This window comes from Kitasatospora sp. NPDC090308 (genome assembly GCF_044769485.1).
In the GTDB taxonomy this organism is placed as follows: Bacteria; Actinomycetota; Actinomycetes; order Streptomycetales; family Streptomycetaceae; genus Kitasatospora; species Kitasatospora fiedleri.
Map to the genome: position 1 here is coordinate 73,628 of NZ_JBIVXY010000011.1, position 20,756 is coordinate 94,383.

Here is a 20,756-nt window from a genome sequence, read left to right on the forward strand (position 1 = left end):
TTGAAAAATCCACGATAGTTGACACACCGTGGACTCGGTCGGCAGGATCGGCATCCGGATGCTCGGGCGCCGTTGCCCCACGGGGGTGGGCAGCGGCGCTCGGTTGTTCGGCTGCCCGTCGCGGCGCCCTCCGCCCGGCCGTCGGTTTTGCCCTCTGCTTTACCGTCCGTTCTGTCGCGCTTTTCCGTCTCCCTTCCTGCGGGAGTGCCGCGGACGCGGAATCGGAGCGAATTCCTCCGCTACTTCCGCGCCATCTGACGTTTCCCGCAACGTTGTCGGGGTCGGATACGCTTCGCGCGTTCGCGCCCGGCGGCATTCCTGTCGGCCAATCAGGGTGCCCGTTCCGAAAGGCCGCGCAGCCGATGGCACCCCGCCTCTCCGTCGTCGTCCCGGTGTACAACGTCGAGCGCTACCTCGCCGCCTGCCTGGACTCGATCGCCGACCAGACCTTCAGCGACCTCGAGTGCGTCATGGTCGACGACGGCTCCACCGACACCAGCGCCGCCATCGCCGAGCGGTACGTCGCCCGCGACCCGCGGTTCCGACTGGTCCGGCAGGAGAACCAGGGGCTCGGCGCCGCCCGCAACACCGGCGTCCGCCACCTCGCGCCCGGCACCCGCTACCTGGCCTTCGTCGACAGCGACGACGTGGTGCCGCCGGACGCCTACCGGCTGATGGTCGACACCCTGGACGCCACCGGCTCCGACTTCGCCACCGGCAACGTGCTGCGGCTGCGCACCGCCGGGCTGGAGCCCTCGCACGTCCACGTCCGCCCGTTCGCCGAGACCCGGCTGCGCACCCACGTCAGCGAACTGCCCGGCCTGGTCACCGACCGCACCGCCTGGAACAAGGTCTACCGGCGCTCCTTCTACGCCGCCGCCGGCCTGGACTACCCCGAGGGCATGCTCTACGAGGACGCCCCGGTCAGCGTCCCGCACCACTTCCTCGCCGAGAGCGTCGACGTGCTGTCCGAGCCGATCTACCACTGGCGGATCCGCGAGGACGGCGACAGCTCGATCACCCAGCGCCGCACCGACCCGCGCGGCCTCGCCGACCGGGTCCGCTCCATCGAACTCGTCCGCGCCTGGCTGCTCGACCGGCCCGAACCCGTCTTCCGCGAGCACCTGCGGGCCTACGACCACAACACCCTGGTCGAGGAGATCCCGATGTTCTTCTGGACCGTCCCCGACGGCGACCAGGAGTACCGCTACGCCTACCACCGCCACGTCACCCGGCTGGTCAGCGCGATAGGGGCCGACCGGATCGACGCCCTCCCGCCCTTCCTGCGCCTCAAGTACCGCCTGACCGTGGCCGGCCGGGTGCACACCCTGGCCAACGTCCAGCGGATGCACCGGCGGGTGCGCAACACCCGCAAGGCGATGCGCCGCCGGTAGCGGCCGTCCCGCCGCCGGACGCACTCACCGCCGCCGACGCGATCCGCATCGCCGACGCCGACGGGCTGGACGCCGTCACCATGCGCCGGGTCGCCCAGGAACTCGGCCTCTCCCCGATGGCGCTCTACACCTACGTCCCCGGTAAGGCCGAACTGCTCGACCTGATGCTGGACACCCTCTACGCCGCGATGCCCCGCACCACCCCCGCCGACCCCGGCTGGCGCGCCCGCGCCGCCGCCGTCGCCGACGACAACCGCGCCCTGTACGCCGCCCACCCCTGGACCGCGGCCGTCCCGACCACCCGCCCGCCGCTCGGCCCCGGCCTGATGGCCAAGTACGAGTACGAGCTCTCCGCCCTCGAAGGCACCGGCCTCGACGACGTCCGCCTCGACGCCGCCCTCACCCACCTGCTCGGCTTCGTCCAGACCTGCGCCCGGATGGCCGCCGACGAACGCGCCGCCCAGCAGGACAGCGCGATGAGCGACCGACAGTGGTGGGAGGCCAACGCCGACCTCCTCGCCCGCGTCCTCGACCCCACCCGCTACCCCGTCGCCACCCGCGTCGGCACCGCCGCCGGCCAGGCCCAGGGCGGCGCCTACCACGCCGACCGCGCCTACGAGTTCGGCCTCCCCCGCATCCTCGACGGCCTGGCCGCCCTGATCGAACCGCCGACCCGCTAGGGCGCGCACGCGGCCGCGATCGCCCCGGCGAGCCGCCTCCCCGGGAGGAGACTCCGGCCGAACGCGACCCCGCCCGGACGCTCCGGGGGCGGGCGGGCCGCAGTCCATCCCGTGCTGGGGAAGGTTCGGGTCGGCGGGCCCGTCAGCCACGACGCCGAGCCCCACCGGGACCGCGGCACCGTCGAGGGCCTGTTCAACAAGCCGAAGCCTCGGCGGGGCACGGCCTCGCAAGCTCGGACCGTACTCGGTGGGCCGATCGACGGTTCCAGGGTCGGCCCGGGGGTGGAGGGGCCGCAGCGTCTCCGCATCCCGAGCCGGAGCGGAGGGGATCGGACGGTCCGGACAACGCGAGAGGCCCCGGAGCCTGTGCTCCGGGGCCTCTCGTTCGAACTGTGGCCAGGGCCGGGGTCGAACCGGCGACCTTCCGCTTTTCAGGCCAAGCCGGGGCGGTGAGATGCCCCAGTTTGGGTGATTCTGCCATCCGTGGAAGGCTGCCGTCGGACGCCATCGTTCGGGTCGGTTGGCGTCAGCGTTGGCGTCAACCGGCGCGTGGGCGGATCAGTGGTTCAGGAACGGCCAGGGGTAGGCGTGGGCGTTCTGTGAGCCGAGGTAGGGTGCGAGGTTCTGCCGGCTGGGTGGCGGGTCGGGCGGCAGGGCCACACCAGCGATCACTGGGTCGATGGAGGCGGCGTGCGACTCCGCCCAGCGAAGCCACTCGATGGTCGCGTCGCTGGGGGTACCGGTGGCGCTCTCGCGTACCGCGGCGCAGAGGGCGCGGATCTCGTTGGCCGTCCGCCGGGTTTCCAGTTGCTGTTCGAGCGCCTTGATCCTGTGGTCGCGGATCAGCCTCTGGTGAGCTTCGTCAACGGCTTCGAGCCAGCGCTGTTTCCGTAGCTGCTCTGCTTGCTCGGCCTGGATCCGCTTCTCTTCGGCCCGTTCAGCCCGCTTCTCGATGGCTGCGAGGAGGTGGCCCAGGCGGGATTCGAGGGTCCAGCGCGTCCCGTCCGAGCAGTCGTACTGGCGATATCCGTAGGTTTGGTCATGACCAGGAGCGTCGATCATGAGCCGTCCGTCGGGCACGTGGTCGTACTTCGGGATGCGCTTGCGCATCCACGCCGGCTCGCGCTCGGCGTCGCGCAGCTCCCTGGCCGTCGGCTCATGCGGTTGCTTGGTGGTGCGTTCGCAGATCTCCAGCGGGAACGCATGCCCCTTCACGGTGATCACGACCGCGCTCCTTGGCTCGTCCCGTCGCCGGGATGCCTCTATCGGGCGAGCCTCCACTGTGTAGCCCCGCTGCTCGGCCTCGCTGAGGAGGCCCTGCATGATCCGCAAGGCCCGGTCGACGAGCGGCCTGGAGACATGGATCGGTATGACCCCCTGCTGTCCACGAGTGTCGGCCGTTCCCGTTTGGCGTCGCCCGAGAGCCTTGCGCGTAGCGGTGATCAGGGGGTGTGCATGCGCGAGATCGGCAGGTACCTCGACGACTGGCACCGGCGGGGGCGGTGGAGGCTCCTTCGCGGGGTCGACGAGCCGCAGCTTGAGGTCCCCCTTCTCACGACCGGTGAGTCTCAACTTCTGCCCTGGTGGCAGGAGGTCGTTGTTGACCGCGTGGTAGAACGCCCTGGTCCACCGACCACGGGTCATGACGCCTGGGTCCGGAACGGTGATGTTTCCGTCGGCGACTTCGAGTCGGCGAATCAGCTCGGGCCCGTCGGCCGGGGCATCCTTCGCCGTATCCGGGTCACGGGCGTTGCGCTGGGCCTCGCGTTCGACCTCCTCCGGGTGCCGTCCGTGCTTCAGGTAGTACTTGCCCTGCTCGGTGACGGCCGCGGTCTGGACTTGATAGCCCTGCTTCGTGATGGAGAACTTCCGCTTGACGAGCTTCCGCTGCTCGAGAGCCCACAAGGTGGTCGACTTGTGTGACTCGATCTCGGCACCAGGATTGGCGGCGACCCAGCGCAGCAGTTCGGCCTGGATCTCGGTTGGAGCCAGTGAGGACTTCACCTGCCGCACCATACGGAGAAGCTGGGGCAGCGGACGACTTCCGACTAGCCTGCGGAGCGAGCCAGGGTGGTATCGGGGCGGTGTCCGTGTGCTGCGACATGGCGCAGCGCACGGACACCGATCACCTCTGGAGGTGACGTATCGCAGGGGCAGCTGTGGTCACGCCTCGGCGATGACTTCCTCAGCAGAGATGTCCAGCTTCACCTCGCTGCCGAGAGCCTCGGCGATTGCTTCGAACTCGGCAAGGGCTGCCTGGAGGTCTTCCACGATCTCCTGCGCAATGACTTCGGGGGGGAGCATGCTGTCCGCATCGTCGAGCGCGGGGTCCTTCAGCCAGGTGATGTCGAGGTTGACCTTGTCGCGGGCGATGAGCTCGTCATACGTGAAGCGCTTGAAACGGCCGTCCTCGGTCTCCTTGCGAGCCGAGCGGTCGTCCGGCTTGTACGCCTCGATGAAGTCGGCCAGGTCGGCGAGGCGCAGAGGGTGCTGCTTGAGTGTGAAGTGCATCCCGGTACGGAAGTCGTACACCCAGACATCTGAGGTGTTGGGGACGTCGTCGGATCGCGGGGGCTTCTTGTCGAGGAACAGGACGTTGGCCTTGACGCCGCCGGCGTAGAAGATGCCGGTGGGCAGGCGCAGGATCGTGTGGAGGTCAAACTCCTGGAGGAGACGGCGCCGGATCTTCTCACCAGCCCCGCCCTCGAACAGCACGTTGTCGGGCAGGACGACAGCTGCGCGGCCGTCCATCTCCATAAGCGACATGATGTGCTGCAGGAAGTTCAGCTGCTTGTTAGTGGTCGTCGCGCGGAAGTCCGAACGGTCGTATGTGATGTCCTCGCGGTCGCTTTTCCCGTCTGTTCCCACGACCGTGATCGCTGACTTCTTGCCGAACGGGGGGTTCGCGAGGACGAGTGAGGCCCGGCGGGAGGGAGCCTCGGCGAGCGCGTCGCTGGTGGAGATGAGGGAGTCTCCATCGGCTTCGCCGATGCCGTGAAGCAGCATGTTCATCGCGGCGAGACGAGCAGTTCCGGGGACGAGCTCGTTGCCCCAGATACTGCCCTGGCCGAGCGCTAGACGCTGCTCGCGGGAGAGATCCTTGAGGTGGTGTTGGCGAATGTAGCTGTGTGCGGCGATCAGGAAGCCAGCGGTGCCGCAGGCCGGGTCTGTGATCCGGTCGTCCGGGCGTGGCTGCATCACTTGCACCATGGCGTCGATCAGCGGGCGGGGTGTGAAGTACTGGCCAGCGCCGGTCTTGGTGTCTTCGGCCCCCTTGGCGAGCAGGCCCTCGTAGGCGTCGCCCTTGAGGTCGGCGCCTTCCATGACCCAGTCAGTCTTGCCGATCAGGTCGACGACCAGCTTCTCGAGGAGGGCGGGCTCCGTGATGCGGTTCTGGGCCTTGGCGAAGACAGTGCCCAGAGTGGTGCCAGGGTGCCTGCCAAGCTCGGTGAGGATCCTGCGGTAGTGCGCCTCCAGTTCCTCGCCACGCTTGGAGACGAGCGACTGCCAGTCGAAGGTAGGCGGGACAATCGGATCGGCGGTCTCCTGGGCGAACGGGTCGGCAGCCAGCTCGTCGGCCATCTTGAGGAAGAGCAGGTACGAGAGCTGCTCGACGTACTCGATGGTTGACAAACCGTTGTCACGCAGGACGTTGCAGTAGTTCCAGAGCTTGGCGACGAGCGAGTTGGTCTGTGCTGCGGAATTGGTGGGGACGGCTGTGCTCATCAGAGCTCGAACTCCTGCTGAGTGGCGTTACTGGGCAGCGATGTGGTTCCGGGTGGGGTCAGGGATGACGCGCCTGCGATGACAGCAGCCCGCTTTCGTGGGCGGCGGGCGCTAACGGACTTACCCTTGGCACTCATCTCCCGTTCGGTCCGGATTCTGTCTAGAAGTACGGATGCGGGCTCGTCGTTGGGATCCTGCGCCGCGAGAGTGCCGTTAATGGCCTGCCGGAGGATGGAGCGCCGAAGAAGTCGGCTGCGGGTAACTGCGTTTTGTAGCGCGACCTGAGCGACTTGGGTGTAGGCCTCCCAAGCATCGGCATCGTCCACAAGTACTTCCTGGGCCGCGAGTGGCGGCACGGGAATTTTGATACCCTTCACTTTAGAAGTGTTAAGTGTATGCAGGCCGCTCGTCGACCTGGAAACTTCCCGAAGCTGGTCAATGACGAGTGGAGAGTTCCAGACTAGCTCCAAGTACCTGGGCAGGAGTCGTTCACCAGGCCGAACTCGAATCAGGTGATTCTGGTGGACGGCGTCCGGAATCTCTCCACGCCAGGTGGCGGCGCGTCCAATCTGATCAGGGCTGCCATTTCCCTCCACGACAAGGAGATCGCCGCGCTCCAATCTGAAACGCTCCAACTCGCCCTCAAAAAGCTCAATTTGGTGGATCTCGTCCAGCTGGAGGCTCCCGCGAGCGACGTTGGCCACGCGTAGGAATGGAAACGGGTTTTGGGCGGGACGCCGCTTCTGCTGCTTCTGGATTCCACCACTCACCTCGGCAACCTCTGACACCAGGCTGAGATTGCCCCGAATGGTGCGCCCGTTGAGGCTGCCTCGCGCCACGGAGTTGAGCACTGACGCCCAAACATGGCTAGAACGCTTCAAGCCCCGACTGATGCTTGCTTCTGCCGCGTCAAGGCGGGAGAGATGGCCTTCGAGCGCCTCAACGATGCGGTGCTGTTCCGTAAGCGGCGGAACGGCGATCTGCACCTTCTCCAAGTTCTTCCTGGAGATCCGCCTTCTGGTCGTGCCGGTCTGAAAACTGTGGATCTGCTCTCGCACTTGCGGAGAGCTGATGGCCCACATGAGCCACCGATTGTCGACCCCATGGCGGCCAGGCCTGATGATGCAAACATCGACCACGGTCACCGCAGGTCGGTCTGAGCCCAGATAGATGCACGACCGGCCCAGAGGGTCCGGCATTCGGGCAACGAGAATATCGCCGCCCTGTATGAAGGTGCATCGAAGATCGTCGGCCTTAGCCAGGGTCAGTGACCGATTACTTCGATCACGAAAGTATCCGTCCCCCACGTCTGCAAGCTGAACAAGTCGGACTTCCCCGTCGGGATTCTGGTCCTTGCTTTCTACCCAGTCGCCGTCTTTAAAGATGCCATCCGGGGACACGAGATCCGCCAGCGAAGCGAGGCACCACCCCGTCGGGAGTTCCGTGTTACTCAAGCCAGTTCTCGATTCAGCTCATTCAGGAGGTCGTGCGGGTCGCGCCCCGGGAAGGCCAGGGCCAAGCCCCTGCCGCCGCCTCGTGCGGTGAAGGGTTCGGCGCGGAAGTCTGCTGGAGCGATGCCGACGTCGTTGGCTACGACGTCGCGGATGGCATCCAGCCACCACAGCTGCTCGTCCGTGAACTCCGCTCCTGCCTGCCGTTGCCGCAGCAGCCAGCCCTCGAAGCGCTCGTCTACGGTCTCACGGTAGGGCCTGAGCTCCGAATCCACGCCGAGCTCGTACCGAATCAGCGAGATCAGGTCGGGCACGCCTGCGTCCCTGCCCGACCGGTGGCTGGCATGGCCGAGATCCTCGTAGTAGGTCCACAGGACCTGCGGCGTCCAGGCGAAGTCGGGACGGCGGATCTGGTCAGCCAGTTCCTTCAACGCCGCGAACGCTTCGGTGGGGCCTACCGAGCGCGGGCTGGTGAGCGCGATGGAGACGGCGGCAATCTTGTCGCGCTCTTCCTTGAGTAGGCGGCTCCACCGGTCGACCTCCTCCCGCGCGCGCTCTTCCCGAGGAATCGCTTGGACCTCGGTCACCGAGACCGCGGTGGTCTCGTCCATCACGTAGTCCTTGTCGCGTCGGATCTCGATAATCAGCTTCCGCAGGTCGGGGCTGGCGGTGAGCGGAGCGATGGCCTGTAGCAGCTCCTGGCGGGCCACCTTCTCGCCGACTTCTTCCTGGCGGTCGGGAGCGGCTGCCCTGATGATGTCGCCCGCGATCTCGGACAGTGCGCGGCCACTGGCGGCCTGGGTGAGCTGATCCCGCTCGCGATCGTTGAGTTGCTGGTTGAGGCGGGCCAGGCGGCCAGCGAGGATCTCCGCTTCCGAGGTGCTGATCGACCTTGTGCCGGCCTTGTCGAGAAGCTTGGCCAGCGAGATCTGGCGCTCCCCAGCAGGGACGAGCGGGCGGGCGTCAACGAGCGGCGAGTCGGTGACGCCCACCGCATCGACGAGGACAAAGTGATCCTTGCGGACCCGCTCGTCGCTGTCTGGGGTCACCTCGCGGAGCTCGGTCGCGGGAATCGTTCGGGCACCGCGACCCTTCATCTGCTCGAAAAGGACCGCGCTGCGGACCTCCCGCAGGAAGATCACACATTCCAGGGCCTTGATGTCCGTCCCAGTGGCGATCATGTCGACCGTGACGGCGATCCGCAGTCGCGGGGACGTCCGCATTTCGCGGATCAGCTCGTTGGGATCATCGCCGGCTTGGCGGCTCTTGTAGGTGATCTTCTTGGCGAAGTCGTCGCCACGACTGAAGACCTCCTTGGCCTGGCCGAGGACGTCCTCGGCGTGGTCCTCGCCGACCGCGAAGATCAATGTCTTGGGGACCTCGCTACGGCCGGGAAACCAGCTCTGCCAGTTGTCCCTGTACGCGGTGAGCACGGCTCGGATCTCGTCGATGGCCACCACCGAGCGTCCGATCTGACGGGTGGTGTAGGTGAAATCGTCCTCCAGCTCCTGGTAGCGCTGGTGCCGGGTCTTGCGGTCCCGGATCCTGACCGTCGTCCCTTGGTCTATGGTCGCGCCGCCGTTCTCCCGCAGGTCCGTATGCATGCGGACAACATCGAAGTCGACGTTCACGCCGTCTGCGACGGCTTGCGGATAGGTGTACTCGGAGACGAGGTTCCGGCCGAAGAAGCCAAGGGTCTGCAGCGTCGGGGTAGCGGTAAGCCCCACCAGGTGGGCGTCGAAGTATTCGAGAACCCCGCGCCACAGGCCGTAGATGGACCGGTGACACTCGTCCACGATGATCAGGTCGAAGGACTCGATCGGCACAGCCGGGTTGTACCCGACCTCGACGGGCCTCTCAGCGGCGTACGACTGCTCATATGCAGCATCGTCGTTCGCCTCGTCGGCCGGGTCATCGTCAACAAGTTGCTCGCCGGTCAACAGTCGGTACATCTTCTGGATGGTGCAGACCACCACCGCAGCGGTGTCCTGCAGGCCGGCGGCGCCCAAGCGTTCGACGTTGTAGATGTCGTAGAACCTGCGCCCGTCATCTGGGGTCGGGAACCTTCGGAACTCGTCCAGCGCCTGCTTGCCCAGGTTATTGCGGTCCACTAGGAACAGCACTCGACGGGCGCGGGCATGCTTCAGGAGCCTGTACGTCTGGGCGACGGCGGTGTAGGTCTTGCCAGCGCCGGTTGCCATCTGGATAAGGGCCCGCGGCTTGTCCACAGCCAGCGAGCTCTCCAAACCGGTGATCGCCTCGATCTGGGCTGGGCGCAGGCCGTCCCGCATCAGGGTCGGCATCTCGCGCAGAGCTGCGCGGAACGTGGGCGTCCCGGGGTGCTCATCGACGCGTCGCATCCACGCGGCGATGGTCTCCGGCCTGTGGAAGGCGAACACTTCACGGGAACGCGCGTCGGGGTCGAGACGGTTGATGAAGTACGTCTCCGTGCCGGTAGTGGCGTATCGGAACGCAAAGGGCTCGTCCTCGCGCCACACCGCCAGCCGGTGTTCCCTGAGCACACCGCCGGCGTACCGGTCGTTCTGTGCAACCGCGCTCGCCAGGTGAGTTCCCTCGCGCTTGGCCTCGATGACGCCGACGATGCACCCGTTGACGTACAGCACGTAATCGGCGCGGCCGTTGGCGAGCGTGAACTCTCGCACCGCCACACCTTGGTCGGCCATCGGGTTGACCGCGTCTCGGTCCTGAACTACCCAGCCTGCAGCTGCCAGCAGCTTGTCGACCTCCTCGCGGGCCTGTACCTCGTTGAGCGGAGCTGGCCGGTGAGCGCGGTGGATGATCGCATCGCGCGCCGCCGGGTCCACGGTTCGCGGCGTCCTCTGAGCCTGCGCGTAGTCGGCTTGCTGGGTGACGCGCAATGCTTCCAGCTGAGCGTTCAGCTGGTCGATCTGAACCTGCAGCGCGGCGTGGTTCGAGCTCGCGCTCGCGATGAGGTTCTCTGCCTCGGCACGCGCCTTGCGTTCGGCCTCCAGCACGCTCGCGGACTCCGCGAGACGGGTACGGGCCCGGGTGAGGGCCTGACGGTGGCCATCCAGCGCCTCGTTCAGCTCTGCGAGCTCAGCGGGGTCGGTGATGACGGCGGTCGGCTCGGCGGGCGGTACGAATTCGGCAACGGTACGGCGGCCCGAGACGGCATCATGAAACCAGAGGCCGAGCTTGTAACAGACGCGGACGGCTACCAACGCCCTTGAGGTGTCGAAGAGATGAGCGTGCGCGGCCTGGTTGCGGTCCAAGCGCAGCCGGTCGAAGTCGTTCCGGATCTCGGGAACGATGGCTCCGACATTGGTGAGCGCATTCAACCGGTCGAACTGCCGGTTCCCTTCCACACGCATGCCCATGCGGGTGACGAGCTCTTCGGTCAGTACCTCACCGAACTGGCCAGCCTGAACGAGCGCGGAGTTCGGGTTCGTGAAGACCGTTGCCTCAGCCTGGGCCCCGTAGAGGGCGAGCAAGGGTTTCAGCGGGTACAGGATGCCGAAGTTGGGGGAAGACTTCGCCAGTTTCTTCAGCCGCTCGTCCATGTCCCCCTGTTACTCCGTCCTCGTAGCGCCGGGCCGTTGTTCCGCTCTGCAGTGACGTGCTGGCGCTAAGTGTAGGAGTGATGAGGCCGAATGGAGAGGGAACGATCAAGGTGGTGCCGCAGGGCAGGGCGCGCGGCACCCATCGCGCCTCTGCTTACGGGCGGATCGCTCCGTGCTCCAGATAGACGGTTGCGGACTGCGCCCTGGCGTCGCAGGCGGCGTGGACGCGGCGGGCGAGGCGCGGGATGAGGAGTGCGTCGAGCTGGTCGGTGGCGTAGAAGGCGTACTCGCCGATCTCCACTTGGTCGACGGCGATGTAGTCGAGCTCGTGGGCCGGGAGGACTCCGCCGTCAAAGACGAAGAGGAGCTTGTCGCCCTCGGCGGGGTGCGGTGCCCAGTCGGCGACGAGGAGGCGGCCGATCGGCGGGGTGATGCCGAGTTCCTCCTTGACCTCCCGGGCGGCGCCCTCGCTCGGGGTCTCTCCGGCGTGCAGGTAACCGCCGGGGATCTCCCAGCCGGGCTTGTAGGTGGGCTTCACGAGCAGGACGCGGTCGTCCTCGTCGAAGAAGAGGACGCCGGCGGCGGTGCGGGGCTGGGCCACGACCTCTTCGGGCTGGGAGTCGCTCATGGCAACGACTGTAGTCGTCCGCTCCGGTCAGGCGACGATGCTGAGCCGTTGGGCGACGCCGGCGAGCAAGTGGCTGGGGTTGCCTCGCTGTTGGCGGACCCAGGCGGTGACGAGGTGTCGCGGGATGAAGTGGTAGCGGACTTGCTCGGGGGCGAGTTCCTCGGCGTCCAGGACGAGGGCGAGCGCCTCGTCCATACGGTTCTGCGCACTGTAGGCGCGGGCAATTTCGAGCGTGTGCCGGACACGGCGTTCGAGCGGGAGGGCTGAGGAGTCCACGCGGGGGCCTTGGTCGGCGGCGATCTGGATGTCGCCGAGTTCCATCGCGGTCGAGATCCGGTGGATGGCCACGTTGGTGGGACCGAAGGCCGTCCACATGTGGTTTGCGTCGTGGCCGAGGCGCTGCGCGGCCCTGTTCGCTTCGGCGAGGAACTCGCGGACGGTGCTGCGGTCCTCGGTCCTGGCGGCGGCCATCGACCCGACCAGGAAGAGGGTGCCGTAGATCGAGAGGTAGGTCGGGGAGGCGTCGTCGAGGCCGGCTTCCAGGTAGGTCGCGGAGTCCACGACTAGGTCGCGGGCAGCCGTGAGGCGTCCGTTGGTGAGCAGGCAGTGGGAGACCGAGCGGAAGAGGGAGCCGGTGACGACGGTGTTGCCCGACTCCTGGGCGGCCGTGAGGCCGCGGTCGGCAGCGATCCAGGCGAGGTCGGCTTCGCCTATCTTCGTCAGGACCATGGCGGCGCCCTGGTAGGCCATGGCGAGCAGGGCCTTGGCCTGGAGTTGCAGGTCGCCCTCGTACATGCGAACCGCGCGTTGGGCCTGGGCGAGGATGTCGGGGACGAGTCGGGTCGCTCGGGAGTACCTGGCGTCCTGGTAGGCGGACCAGGCGGAGCCGACCTCGGCACGCAGGATGTCGAGGTCGGGTGGCTGCTCGACATCGTCGGCGGCCAGCAGGGGCGACATGTGTTTGTAGTCCATGAGCGCTTCGCGGAGCTTCGTGACCGCCCCGCCCTGGGAGTCGGCGGTCCCGTCGAGGAGCGACGGTTCGGCCAGCAGGTCGCCGAGTTGGACGTCGAGTGCGCTCGCCAGTGACTTGATGACCGTGAGCCGGTCGAGTTCGATCCGGCCGTTCTCGACCTTGCTCAGCCAGTCGGCCGTCCGCCCGACCAGGCCGGCCAAGACCTCCTGCGGCATGCCACGTCGGCGGCGGTACCAGCCGACGCGCTCGCCGATGGTCAGCGTCTCCGTCATCCCTCGCATGCTCTCAGCCTGGGGGAAACTCGGCTCCTTACCCCGGAAGGATTTTCCGGGTTCCCTTCCCCGCATCCTCCTAGCGTTCTGACTTGCCATCAAGCAGCTCTGTCTGATGGGTCGTTGAGCGATGCGGAGGGGTGATCACCGTGGTACCTCGGTACCTGCGGGTCGGTGCGACCACCGAGGAGAGACCGGCATCCGCCGACCGTCTTCGCCCAGTGTCCCCTCGGGGCGGTGATGTGGGCACGGCCCCGCCGCGTACCGGCGAGTCCGAGGCAATCGGTGCCTGGGCGGACGGCTGCACGGCGGTGCAGATGAGCTTCCTGCGCGCTCCTGCCTCGGTGCCCCAGGTTCGGACGTTGGTTCGGGGGATCGTCGGCATCTGGGAATTCGGCGAACTGTTCGTTCAGGACATCGAACTCGTGGCATCCGAACTGTCCACGAACGCGGTGCGCCACGGTGTGATGTCGAGCCTGGGGTGCTTCGACGTTCGGCTGGTGCCGCAGCCCAACGGGCTTCGGATCGAGGTCGCGGACGCGGGGACCGGGACGGCAGTCGTGCAACCGGAGTGCTCGCCGGCGGCCGAGGGCGGTCGGGGGCTGCTCCTCGTCAACTGCTTGTGCGAGCACTGGGGTGTCGACGAGACCCGCGACGGCACCGTGGTCTGGGCCGAGCTCAGAGCCGATGCGGCATGACCGATTACCGGCTGCACCACGGCATCCACCGTCGGACCGGCCAGGATTCCTTCGGCCAGAAACTCACCTGGCTCTGGGCCCTCGGCCACCTGATCGTTTTCGCCTTGCTCGGTGTGACGGCCTACCACCAGCTCACCTTCGACCGCTTCGGCCCCGCCCTGGCGGCTGACCACGAGCCCGACTGCGGCTTCGAGGACTGTGCCGCAGCCGATGACGGGACCTGACGACGGACTCGCGCTTCGTCAGCACATGCGCCACCGAAGAGAGAAGAGAAGGGAGTACAGCCCTGTTGCTCACCGCGCGTCTTCGGACGCCACAGCCACCCCCTCCGCCCCCTCCGGCCCCACCACCGCCGACTCCACCGACCCCGCCCTATCCGGGGCGCTGAACCGAGGAACCGGGTGGGCCTGCCGGACGGATACCGGCAGGCCCACCCGGCCCAGCCTCGGACCGAATCGCAGGGGAAACGCGACAGACCAGTAGAGAAGGACGCCGGTGGCAGCATCACCCGGCCGAGACAGCTACGGAGAGTGGATCATGAAGGCGGCGCTCGACGGCACACCGGCAGCGGTGCTCACACTGCCGACCGTCAGGGAGATGGCGGAGCAGCACGGGGTGCCGGTGGAGGACGCCCTACTCATCGCGATCAACTTGTACGGGATCTCTTCTGTCCACGGCCGACACCGGGCCCGGATCTCCGTCTGCCTCATGACCCGGCCGGACGTTGCCTGGATGGTGATCGTTCCGCTCAACGCCGGGGCATCCCCGTTCCGTCTGATCGGTGAGGAACTGTCGCTGGGCAGCGAGGTCGTCGGCACCATCGACCGGGTCGCCGCCGACGAGGCGGTCGGCGGGTACTTCCGGAACGGCGGGCGGGCCGCGACGCTCAACCCCAACGCCCGGAGCCGCTGTGTGGGGTGCGCGTTCTGCCCGAACACCCTGGAGGCCGCCGCCGATCCGCGGCTCGCCGAGGAGCGGGAACTGAACGAGTTGCTGGCCGCGCTGGTCGAGCAGCACCCCCGCCACGACCTGACTGAGCTTCGGGAGGTCACCGTGTCGACGGGGTGCTTCGAGCGGGAGCGAGCGGCGGTCGACCACCTGACAGGGCTGCGCGAGGTGCTCTCCGCCCATGGGATCGGCGCCCGGATCGGGTTCCTCACCTCGGTCATCCGCAGCAGCGGGGCGTTCGAGGAACTGGCCGAGCGCGTCGCTCCGTTGGTGCTGCGACTCACCGCCGAGTGCTTCAGTCGGCGCGACCTCCTCCTCAAGGCCAGCAAGGCGGCCCTCACTGCTCAGGAGATGCCGCACGTCCTGGAACGGGCGATGCGTGCGGGCCACGCGACCTCGTTCACCTACATCGTGGGCCTGGACAGGCTCACCGAACTCCGCTCCGGCGTGGGTGAGTTGATGCCGTTCGTCACTGATTTCCCCAACTTCCAGGTGTACCAGGCGCACAACTCGATCATGGCGGGGCTTCGAACCGGCGGGTCCGAGTCCTTGGACTACTACCTGCGGGCGCGTCGGGACATCGAGGACATCATCGGGCCGACCGGCCTCCGGCCCGTGGCGTGGGAGTGCTACCGGCCGCTGTGGTACTTCACGTTCGGCGAGGAGCAGTTGGTGCCGCCGTGCTGAACCGTGCCGATGCGTTGTGGAGGGCCGCCACGTACGTGGCGGTGGCGCTGCTGCACCTCGACGACAACCAGCTGCTGGCCGAACCGCTCAAGGCCGAGCACGTGAAGCCCCGTCCTGCAGGGCACTGGGGCACCGTTCCCGGTACGGCATGGGCGCTCGTCCACACGGTTCTCGCCGCCGGTGAGGTGGGGCCCGGTCGCGAGCTGGTCCCGGTGATCGGGGCCGGCCACGCCGGGGTGGTTCAACTGGCCTGCGCCTGGCTCAGCGGCCAGTTGGCCTCCGTACGGCCCCAGTACTCCCGTGACGCGGCAGGGCTGCGTCGCCTCGCCCGCGACTTCCCGCACGTCGACGGCCTCGGCTCCGAGACCCACCCCCTGCTGGTGGCGGGAGCAGCACCCGGAGGCTGCCTCGGTGGCGCACTCGCGTTCAGCCACGGCCTGGCGCTCGACGTCCCCGGGCGGATCGTCGTGCCGATCATCGGCGACGGCGAGTGCGAGACCCCTACGACGGCGGCCTCGTGGCTCGCGGCCCAGGCCCTGGAGTCGAGTGCGGTCATCCCGATCGTGCACGTCAACGGCTTCCGGATGGGTGCCCGATCGCTGCTCGGGATGATGACGGACTCCGAACTCGTCGCCTATGCAGCCGGGTTGGGGTGGCGAGCCCATGTCGTGCATGTCGAGGCGGCCACGGTGGACGCGCACGGGGCGTTTCGGGATGCCTTGGCAGGGGCGGCCGATGCGGTTGCCGGCGGCGTGCGGACGGTCGTGTTCCTGCGCTGTGCGAAGGGCTGGAGCGGGCCGGAGTCGGTCAGCGGACGGCCGGTGCTCGGTACCGCTGCGGCGCACAAGACGCCCCTCGGCGGCGCCCACTCGGACGAAGGTCAACGTGCCCAGTTGGAAGGGTGGTTGGCGTCGTACCGGCCTGCCGAACTCTTCGACCGCGACGCCCGGCCGATCGGCGCACTGGCCGAAGCCATCGACTCGGCCGCCTGGCACTCCGCCGAAGGCGCCGGACGCGCCCCGCTCGAAGCGCCGAGGCAGGTCGTGCCCGTTCGTGCCGACCGGTTCGGTGAAGCAGTGGGCGGTGTGCTCCGCAGGCATGCCGAGGCCGGCGGTTTCCGGGTCTTCAGCCCGGACGAGCTCTCTTCAAACCGTCTCGGCGCGCTGCGGGACGAGCCGTGGGTGTCCGAGGTGCTGGCCGAGGAGGTGCTCCTGGGCTGGCTGTCCGGCTGGATCAGCAGCGGCCGTCACGGTGTCCTGGTGTCCTACGAGGCGTTCGCGCCGCTCATGACCTCCGGGATCGTCGGCCATCTCAAGCACCGGCGGCTCGCCGGGGAACAGGAGGCCCCGAGCCTAAACCTGCTGCTGACCTCGTACGGGTGGCACAACGTCTTCACACACGGCGACCCCTCGCTGTCGACCGCGCTTCTCGCGACGGAAGACCCCGCGGTGAGTGTGCTGGTGCCGGCCGATGCCCGGCGCACCGCCGCCGCGCTAGACGCGGCGCTGAACTCGACGGGCCGGGTCAACGTGCTGATCGCGGGCAAGCACAGCGAACTGCAACTCCCTTACGAGACCGTCGAGCAGGAGTTGGGGCGGGGGCTCGCGATCTGGCCGCACCTGAGCGATCGGGAGGCGCCCGACCTCACCATCGCCGCGGCCGGGGACCTTTCGGCCGAGGTGGTCACGGCGGCGGTGCCTCTCATCCGCGCCCAACTGGACTGCAGAGTGCGGGTCGTGGGTGTTCTCAACCTGACCGTCCTCGGCGATCCGCTGCACTGGCCAAAGGGCCTGACCGAGGCCGAGGCCGGTCACTACTTCGGTGAGCGGGCTGCGCTTCTGGTCGTCACGCTCGGGCACCCGGCAGCGGTGTGGGGGCTGCTGGCGGGGCGACTGCGGCGGCAGGTCGAGGTGATCGGCTGGCGGGAGCCCTCCGGACCGATTCCGCAGGACGTGCTCGCGCATGAACTCGGCTTCGGAACAGAGGGATTGCTCCAGGCAGCCCTTCGGCTGACCGGCACTTCGGAGGCAGCGCGATGACGGACCTGCTCATCGACAAGGTGGAGACGCTGTTGACTGGCGGCGGGACGGAGACCGGGGACGACACCGTGTTCGTCGCGGTCCACGGCGGCGGGCAGACAGGGTGGTACGGGCCCGTGAGCCTGGCAGTCGCCCAGGCGGTGGAAGCGATCGGGCCCGCAGTTGCTGGGGCCTCCCTGCTCGACCACCACGCTCTCCGGCCGCGACTTCGGGCCGGCGCCCCCGCAGTCTCGGACTGGGCGGTCGGAGCAATCGACTGCGCTGCGTGGGACCTTCACGGCCGCCTGGTCGGCAGGCCGGTGGCCGACCTGCTCGCGCCGGGACGGAAGGCGCGGGCCGTACCGGCGTACGCCTCCTGGCTGCGAATGGACCTCAGCGGTCCCGCCACCCGCAGTGCGCTCACTCAAGTCCTCGACGAGGGATGGGCGTTCACCAAGTGGGGACTGCGCCGCCGCCCGGGCCCGAGCATCGCGGCCGAGGCCAGGAACCTGGTCGAGGCACTGGAGCGCGCCGCTTCGGTCATCGACGCGCCCTTCGCCGTCGACGCGGTGGGCACCTGGAGCCCGCAACTCGCTGCCGCTGTCGCGCCCCTCCTCGGCCAGCCCTACCTCGCCTGGCTGGAGGATCCCCTGCCGGAGCACTATTTGCGCACATACAGTCAGTTGGCCGCTGCCGGAGTGCCGATCGCGCTCGGTGAACGCCTCAGGCCCGATGAGGACCTGAACGCCCTCCTCGGCGCTGCCCGACCCACCGCCCTGACCATCGATGTCGTCGGCTGTGGCGGTCTCACCCGCGCCGTCGAAATCACCGCAGCGAGTCACGGCGTCGGCGTTCCCGTCTACCCCCACGGCCGCTCGATGGCGCCCGGCATCCACCTCGCGGCGGCGTACCCCGACATGGTTCGAGCCGTCGAGTACCGCCGTCAGTGGGAGCCTCGCCGCCAACTCCTCTATGCCGAGCCGTGGATACCCGAGAACGGCAGATTCCCCGCCCCTGAGGCCCCCGGGCTCGGTACCCAACCCCGGAGCACCCGATGACCCGAACCACCGACCACCTCCCCGTTCACGGAACGACCCGGCACGACGAACACGGCCTGCTGCTCGTCCTGGCCCAGCGGCTCGACGGCCACGACACCTTCCTGTCCGGCCGCCTCGACCTCGGCCAGGGACCGGCGGCCGTCAGGATCATCACCCTCGACGATGTCACCGTCCTCCGCCCGATGGAGACGATCGAGGTGACCATCCCGTCCTGGTCCGGAACTCTCCACCTCCCGCACGGACTTCGCCCGCGCAGCATCCCCGAGGACCTGACCGCCGCCGCCCGGACCACCCACCGTGACCTGGACGCGATCGACGCGGCCGAACTGCGGTACGCGCTGACCTTCCTGGGCGAGTCCACCACGGAGCAGATCCGCATCGCCCGGCTCGAGGCCATCGTCTCCGCCCTGCCCGCTGTGGAAGGCGACGCGGAATGAGGGAGACCGTCCGTCCGCTGGTCAGCCTGGACATCGGTGGAACGCTGGGTACCGCGCAGGGCCCCGGAATCGCGGCTCGACTCGCGGCCCTCTCGCCGCTCGGGCCGCAGCAGGCCCGGCGCGTCATGCGGGACGTCCTGCACACGGCCCCCGAGATCACCGAGGACGTGATCGAGAAGGTCAGCGCCGCGCTGGGCATCGACCCGTCCGACTTCCCGACGGACCTGCCCGTCCCCCCGCTCGTCCTGTTCCCCGGAGTCGTCGAGGCGCTCCAGCAGTTCAGTGACTGGGCCACCGTGGTCACGCTCTCGAACGTCACCTGCACCGAGGCCGACCCCGACCGGCTCCTCGCCCTGCTCTCCCCGTGGGTCAGCGCCCACTTCCCTTCCTGCCGCACCGGCTTCGCCAAGCCCGACCACCGCGCGTTCCGGGCCGTCACCGACTCCTGCCAGGTCCCGGCCTCGGACGTGGTCCACGTCGGCGACGACTGGGAGTGCGACATCCGCGGCGCTGCGGCAGCCGGATTCGCCGCCGTCTGGCTCTCGCACGGCCGCGCGGTCCCCGACGAACACGTCCTCGTTGAGCACGACGTACTCGTCGCCCACGACCTCCCCGACGCAGTCCACCACGTCCGCCACCTACTCGACATGAGGCACCCATGAGTCTTTTCGCCGGCACCTCCAGCTACTACCGCCAGTACCGTCCCGGCATCCCCGAGGAGGTCGCGACCGTCCTCGACCGGGCCGTCGCGCCCGGCTGGCCCCGCCGGCTCCTGGACGTCGGCACCGGCACCGGACTCGTCGCCGAGGCTCTCCTCGGCCGGTTCGACGACATCATCGCCATCGACAACGACCCCGACATGCTCGCCGCTGCCGAGGAAGCCCTCCGGCCCCAACTCCCTGGCGGAGCAAGCCTGGCGCTCGTCGAGTCGACGGCCGAGAACTTCAAGCCCCCGACCGGCTGGCAGGCCGACCTCGTGACGATCTGCCGGGCCTTCCACTGGCTCGACCAGGCCACCGTCCTCGCCCTCCTCGACGAGCAGGTCGCCCCCGGCGGCGCCGTCGCCATCTTCGGCGACAACAGCTTCTGGGCTGCCGACAGCCCCTGGAAGCAGTCCGTGCGCGTGGTCGTCCAGAGCTTCCTCGGCGAGGAACGGCGGTCTGGCAACAGCACTTTCAAGCACCACGACCGGCCCTACAGCGAGATCATGGAGGAGTCGCCCTTCAACCAGGTCGAGGAGATCCGGGTACCCGTCCACCGGACGTGGAGCACGAAGGGCATTCTCGGCTACCTCTACTCCACGAGCTTCGCCGCGCCGCACCTCTTCGGCGACCGCCTCGGCGAGTTCGAGGCGGCCGTGGAGAACGCCCTCGCGCAGCACAGCACCGAGGACGTGTTCCTGGAGGACAACGAGTTCCTCATCCGCATCGGTCGGCGGGGCACCGCGTGATACCGAACGGCGGACCGGCCGCCCGCCAGTTCGGGCGGCTGGTTGCACCCGCGGTCCTCACCGAGCTCACCGCCGAGTCCGTGCTCTGCCTGCCCATCGGCTCCCACGAACAGCACGGCCCCCACCTGCCGCTCAACACGGACACCGTGATCGCGGAGCAGTTCACCCGCCTACTGATCGAGCGGTACGGCGAACAGCACGACCTGTGGGCCCTGCCGACCATCCCGTACGGGCTCTCACTCGAACACGCTTGGTCGCCGGGCACCGTGTCGCTGCGGATCGCCGGCTTCGTGGCTCTGCTCGAAGCCGTGGTCACCGAGTACCTGCGGGCGACCCCGGCCCGAAGACTCCTGATCGTCAACGGCCACGGCGGAAACCGAGGAATCCTGGCGTCGGCACTCTACGAGCTGGAGCGTGCGCACGGGTTCTCGGTCTGCGCCATCCACCCGACATCGCTGTCTTCCGTTCCGATAGTCGGCGGGACCGTGCCGGAGGTTCACGCGGGCATCCGCGAGACGGCCATGATGCTCGAACTCGACCCGGACGACGTCCACCTCGACTGCTTCCTGGCGGACTTCACCACCAGTGGCAGCAACGTGCAGCGACTCGTCATGGAGCGCGGTACGACCTGGCCGTGGACGTCCGACGACAGCCGCATCGCCACCTGCGGCGTCATCGGGGGCGACCCCCGCGAGGCCACCGCCGACGCAGGCCGGGCCGTTCTCGACAGCGCCCTCGACGCGGCCGGGCCTGTCCTTGCGCACCTGACCGACCGCCGCCAGTAGCAGTCCTAC

17 protein-coding genes are annotated in these 20,756 nt (G+C 68.3%); 11 read left to right on the forward strand and 6 right to left on the reverse strand.

Features of this window, described 5'->3' with window-relative positions:
• Positions 1-362: 362 nt before the first annotated feature.
• Positions 363-1,394, forward strand: a complete 1,032-nt coding sequence (locus ACIQVD_RS23685; protein WP_400691764.1) for a glycosyltransferase family 2 protein — start codon at positions 363-365, stop codon at positions 1,392-1,394.
• 80 nt (positions 1,395-1,474) lie between these two features.
• Positions 1,475-2,074 carry a TetR/AcrR family transcriptional regulator C-terminal domain-containing protein gene (locus tag ACIQVD_RS23690; protein WP_402291605.1) on the forward strand — a complete coding sequence of 200 codons (600 nt, stop codon included), beginning with the start codon at positions 1,475-1,477 and terminating at the stop codon, positions 2,072-2,074.
• Positions 2,075-2,632: 558 nt separating this feature from the next.
• Here the strand turns inward: ACIQVD_RS23690 and ACIQVD_RS23695 are convergent.
• The 6 genes from ACIQVD_RS23695 to ACIQVD_RS23720 form a co-directional block, all read right to left on the reverse strand.
• A complete protein-coding gene (locus ACIQVD_RS23695) occupies positions 2,633-4,078 on the reverse strand; it encodes a hypothetical protein (RefSeq protein ID WP_402291607.1) in 1,446 nt (481 codons plus the stop codon).
• 159 nt (positions 4,079-4,237) lie between these two features.
• Positions 4,238-5,800, reverse strand: a complete 1,563-nt coding sequence (locus ACIQVD_RS23700; RefSeq protein ID WP_402291608.1) for an N-6 DNA methylase — start codon at positions 5,798-5,800, stop codon at positions 4,238-4,240.
• Positions 5,800-6,945, reverse strand: coding sequence for a restriction endonuclease subunit S (locus ACIQVD_RS23705; RefSeq protein WP_402291609.1), 1,146 nt, complete (start codon positions 6,943-6,945; stop codon positions 5,800-5,802). The genes ACIQVD_RS23700 and ACIQVD_RS23705 overlap by 1 nt, the downstream gene beginning before the upstream one ends.
• Positions 6,946-7,250: 305 nt before the next feature.
• Complete coding sequence (locus ACIQVD_RS23710; RefSeq protein ID WP_402291610.1) at positions 7,251-10,793, reverse strand: DEAD/DEAH box helicase family protein; 3,543 nt, start codon at positions 10,791-10,793, stop codon at positions 7,251-7,253.
• Between the two features lie 154 nt (positions 10,794-10,947).
• Entirely contained in the window at positions 10,948-11,421 is a 474-nt protein-coding gene (locus ACIQVD_RS23715; protein WP_402291611.1) for an NUDIX domain-containing protein, read from the reverse strand.
• Positions 11,422-11,448: 27 nt separating this feature from the next.
• Positions 11,449-12,666, reverse strand: coding sequence for a helix-turn-helix domain-containing protein (locus ACIQVD_RS23720; protein ID WP_402291612.1), 1,218 nt, complete (start codon positions 12,664-12,666; stop codon positions 11,449-11,451).
• Positions 12,667-12,983: 317 nt separating this feature from the next.
• Here ACIQVD_RS23720 and ACIQVD_RS23725 point away from each other — a divergent pair, with 317 nt between their 5' ends.
• From ACIQVD_RS23725 to ACIQVD_RS23765, 9 genes are all read left to right on the forward strand, one after another.
• Entirely contained in the window at positions 12,984-13,364 is a 381-nt protein-coding gene (locus tag ACIQVD_RS23725) for an ATP-binding protein (RefSeq protein ID WP_402291613.1), read from the forward strand.
• Positions 13,361-13,588 (forward strand): hypothetical protein, encoded by a 228-nt coding sequence (locus ACIQVD_RS23730; protein ID WP_402291614.1) that lies wholly within the window; start codon positions 13,361-13,363, stop codon positions 13,586-13,588. Before ACIQVD_RS23725 ends, ACIQVD_RS23730 begins: the two co-directional genes overlap by 4 nt.
• 313 nt (positions 13,589-13,901) lie before the next feature.
• The gene (locus ACIQVD_RS23735; protein ID WP_402291615.1) at positions 13,902-14,999 is read left to right on the forward strand and encodes a hypothetical protein; all 1,098 of its coding nucleotides are present in this window, start codon (positions 13,902-13,904) and stop codon (positions 14,997-14,999) included.
• On the forward strand, positions 14,993-17,038 hold the full coding sequence (locus ACIQVD_RS23740; RefSeq protein ID WP_402291616.1) for a hypothetical protein: 2,046 nt from the start codon (positions 14,993-14,995) through the stop codon (positions 17,036-17,038). The genes ACIQVD_RS23735 and ACIQVD_RS23740 overlap by 7 nt, the downstream gene beginning before the upstream one ends.
• Positions 17,035-18,075, forward strand: a complete 1,041-nt coding sequence (locus tag ACIQVD_RS23745) for an enolase C-terminal domain-like protein (RefSeq protein WP_402291617.1) — start codon at positions 17,035-17,037, stop codon at positions 18,073-18,075. The genes ACIQVD_RS23740 and ACIQVD_RS23745 overlap by 4 nt, the downstream gene beginning before the upstream one ends.
• Entirely contained in the window at positions 18,072-18,512 is a 441-nt protein-coding gene (locus ACIQVD_RS23750; RefSeq protein ID WP_402291618.1) for a hypothetical protein, read from the forward strand. Before ACIQVD_RS23745 ends, ACIQVD_RS23750 begins: the two co-directional genes overlap by 4 nt.
• Entirely contained in the window at positions 18,509-19,174 is a 666-nt protein-coding gene (locus ACIQVD_RS23755; protein WP_402291619.1) for an HAD family hydrolase, read from the forward strand. Before ACIQVD_RS23750 ends, ACIQVD_RS23755 begins: the two co-directional genes overlap by 4 nt.
• A complete protein-coding gene (locus tag ACIQVD_RS23760; RefSeq protein ID WP_402291620.1) occupies positions 19,171-19,962 on the forward strand; it encodes a class I SAM-dependent methyltransferase in 792 nt (263 codons plus the stop codon). The genes ACIQVD_RS23755 and ACIQVD_RS23760 overlap by 4 nt, the downstream gene beginning before the upstream one ends.
• Positions 19,959-20,747 carry a creatininase family protein gene (locus ACIQVD_RS23765; RefSeq protein WP_402291621.1) on the forward strand — a complete coding sequence of 263 codons (789 nt, stop codon included), beginning with the start codon at positions 19,959-19,961 and terminating at the stop codon, positions 20,745-20,747. Before ACIQVD_RS23760 ends, ACIQVD_RS23765 begins: the two co-directional genes overlap by 4 nt.
• Positions 20,748-20,756 lie beyond the last annotated feature (9 nt).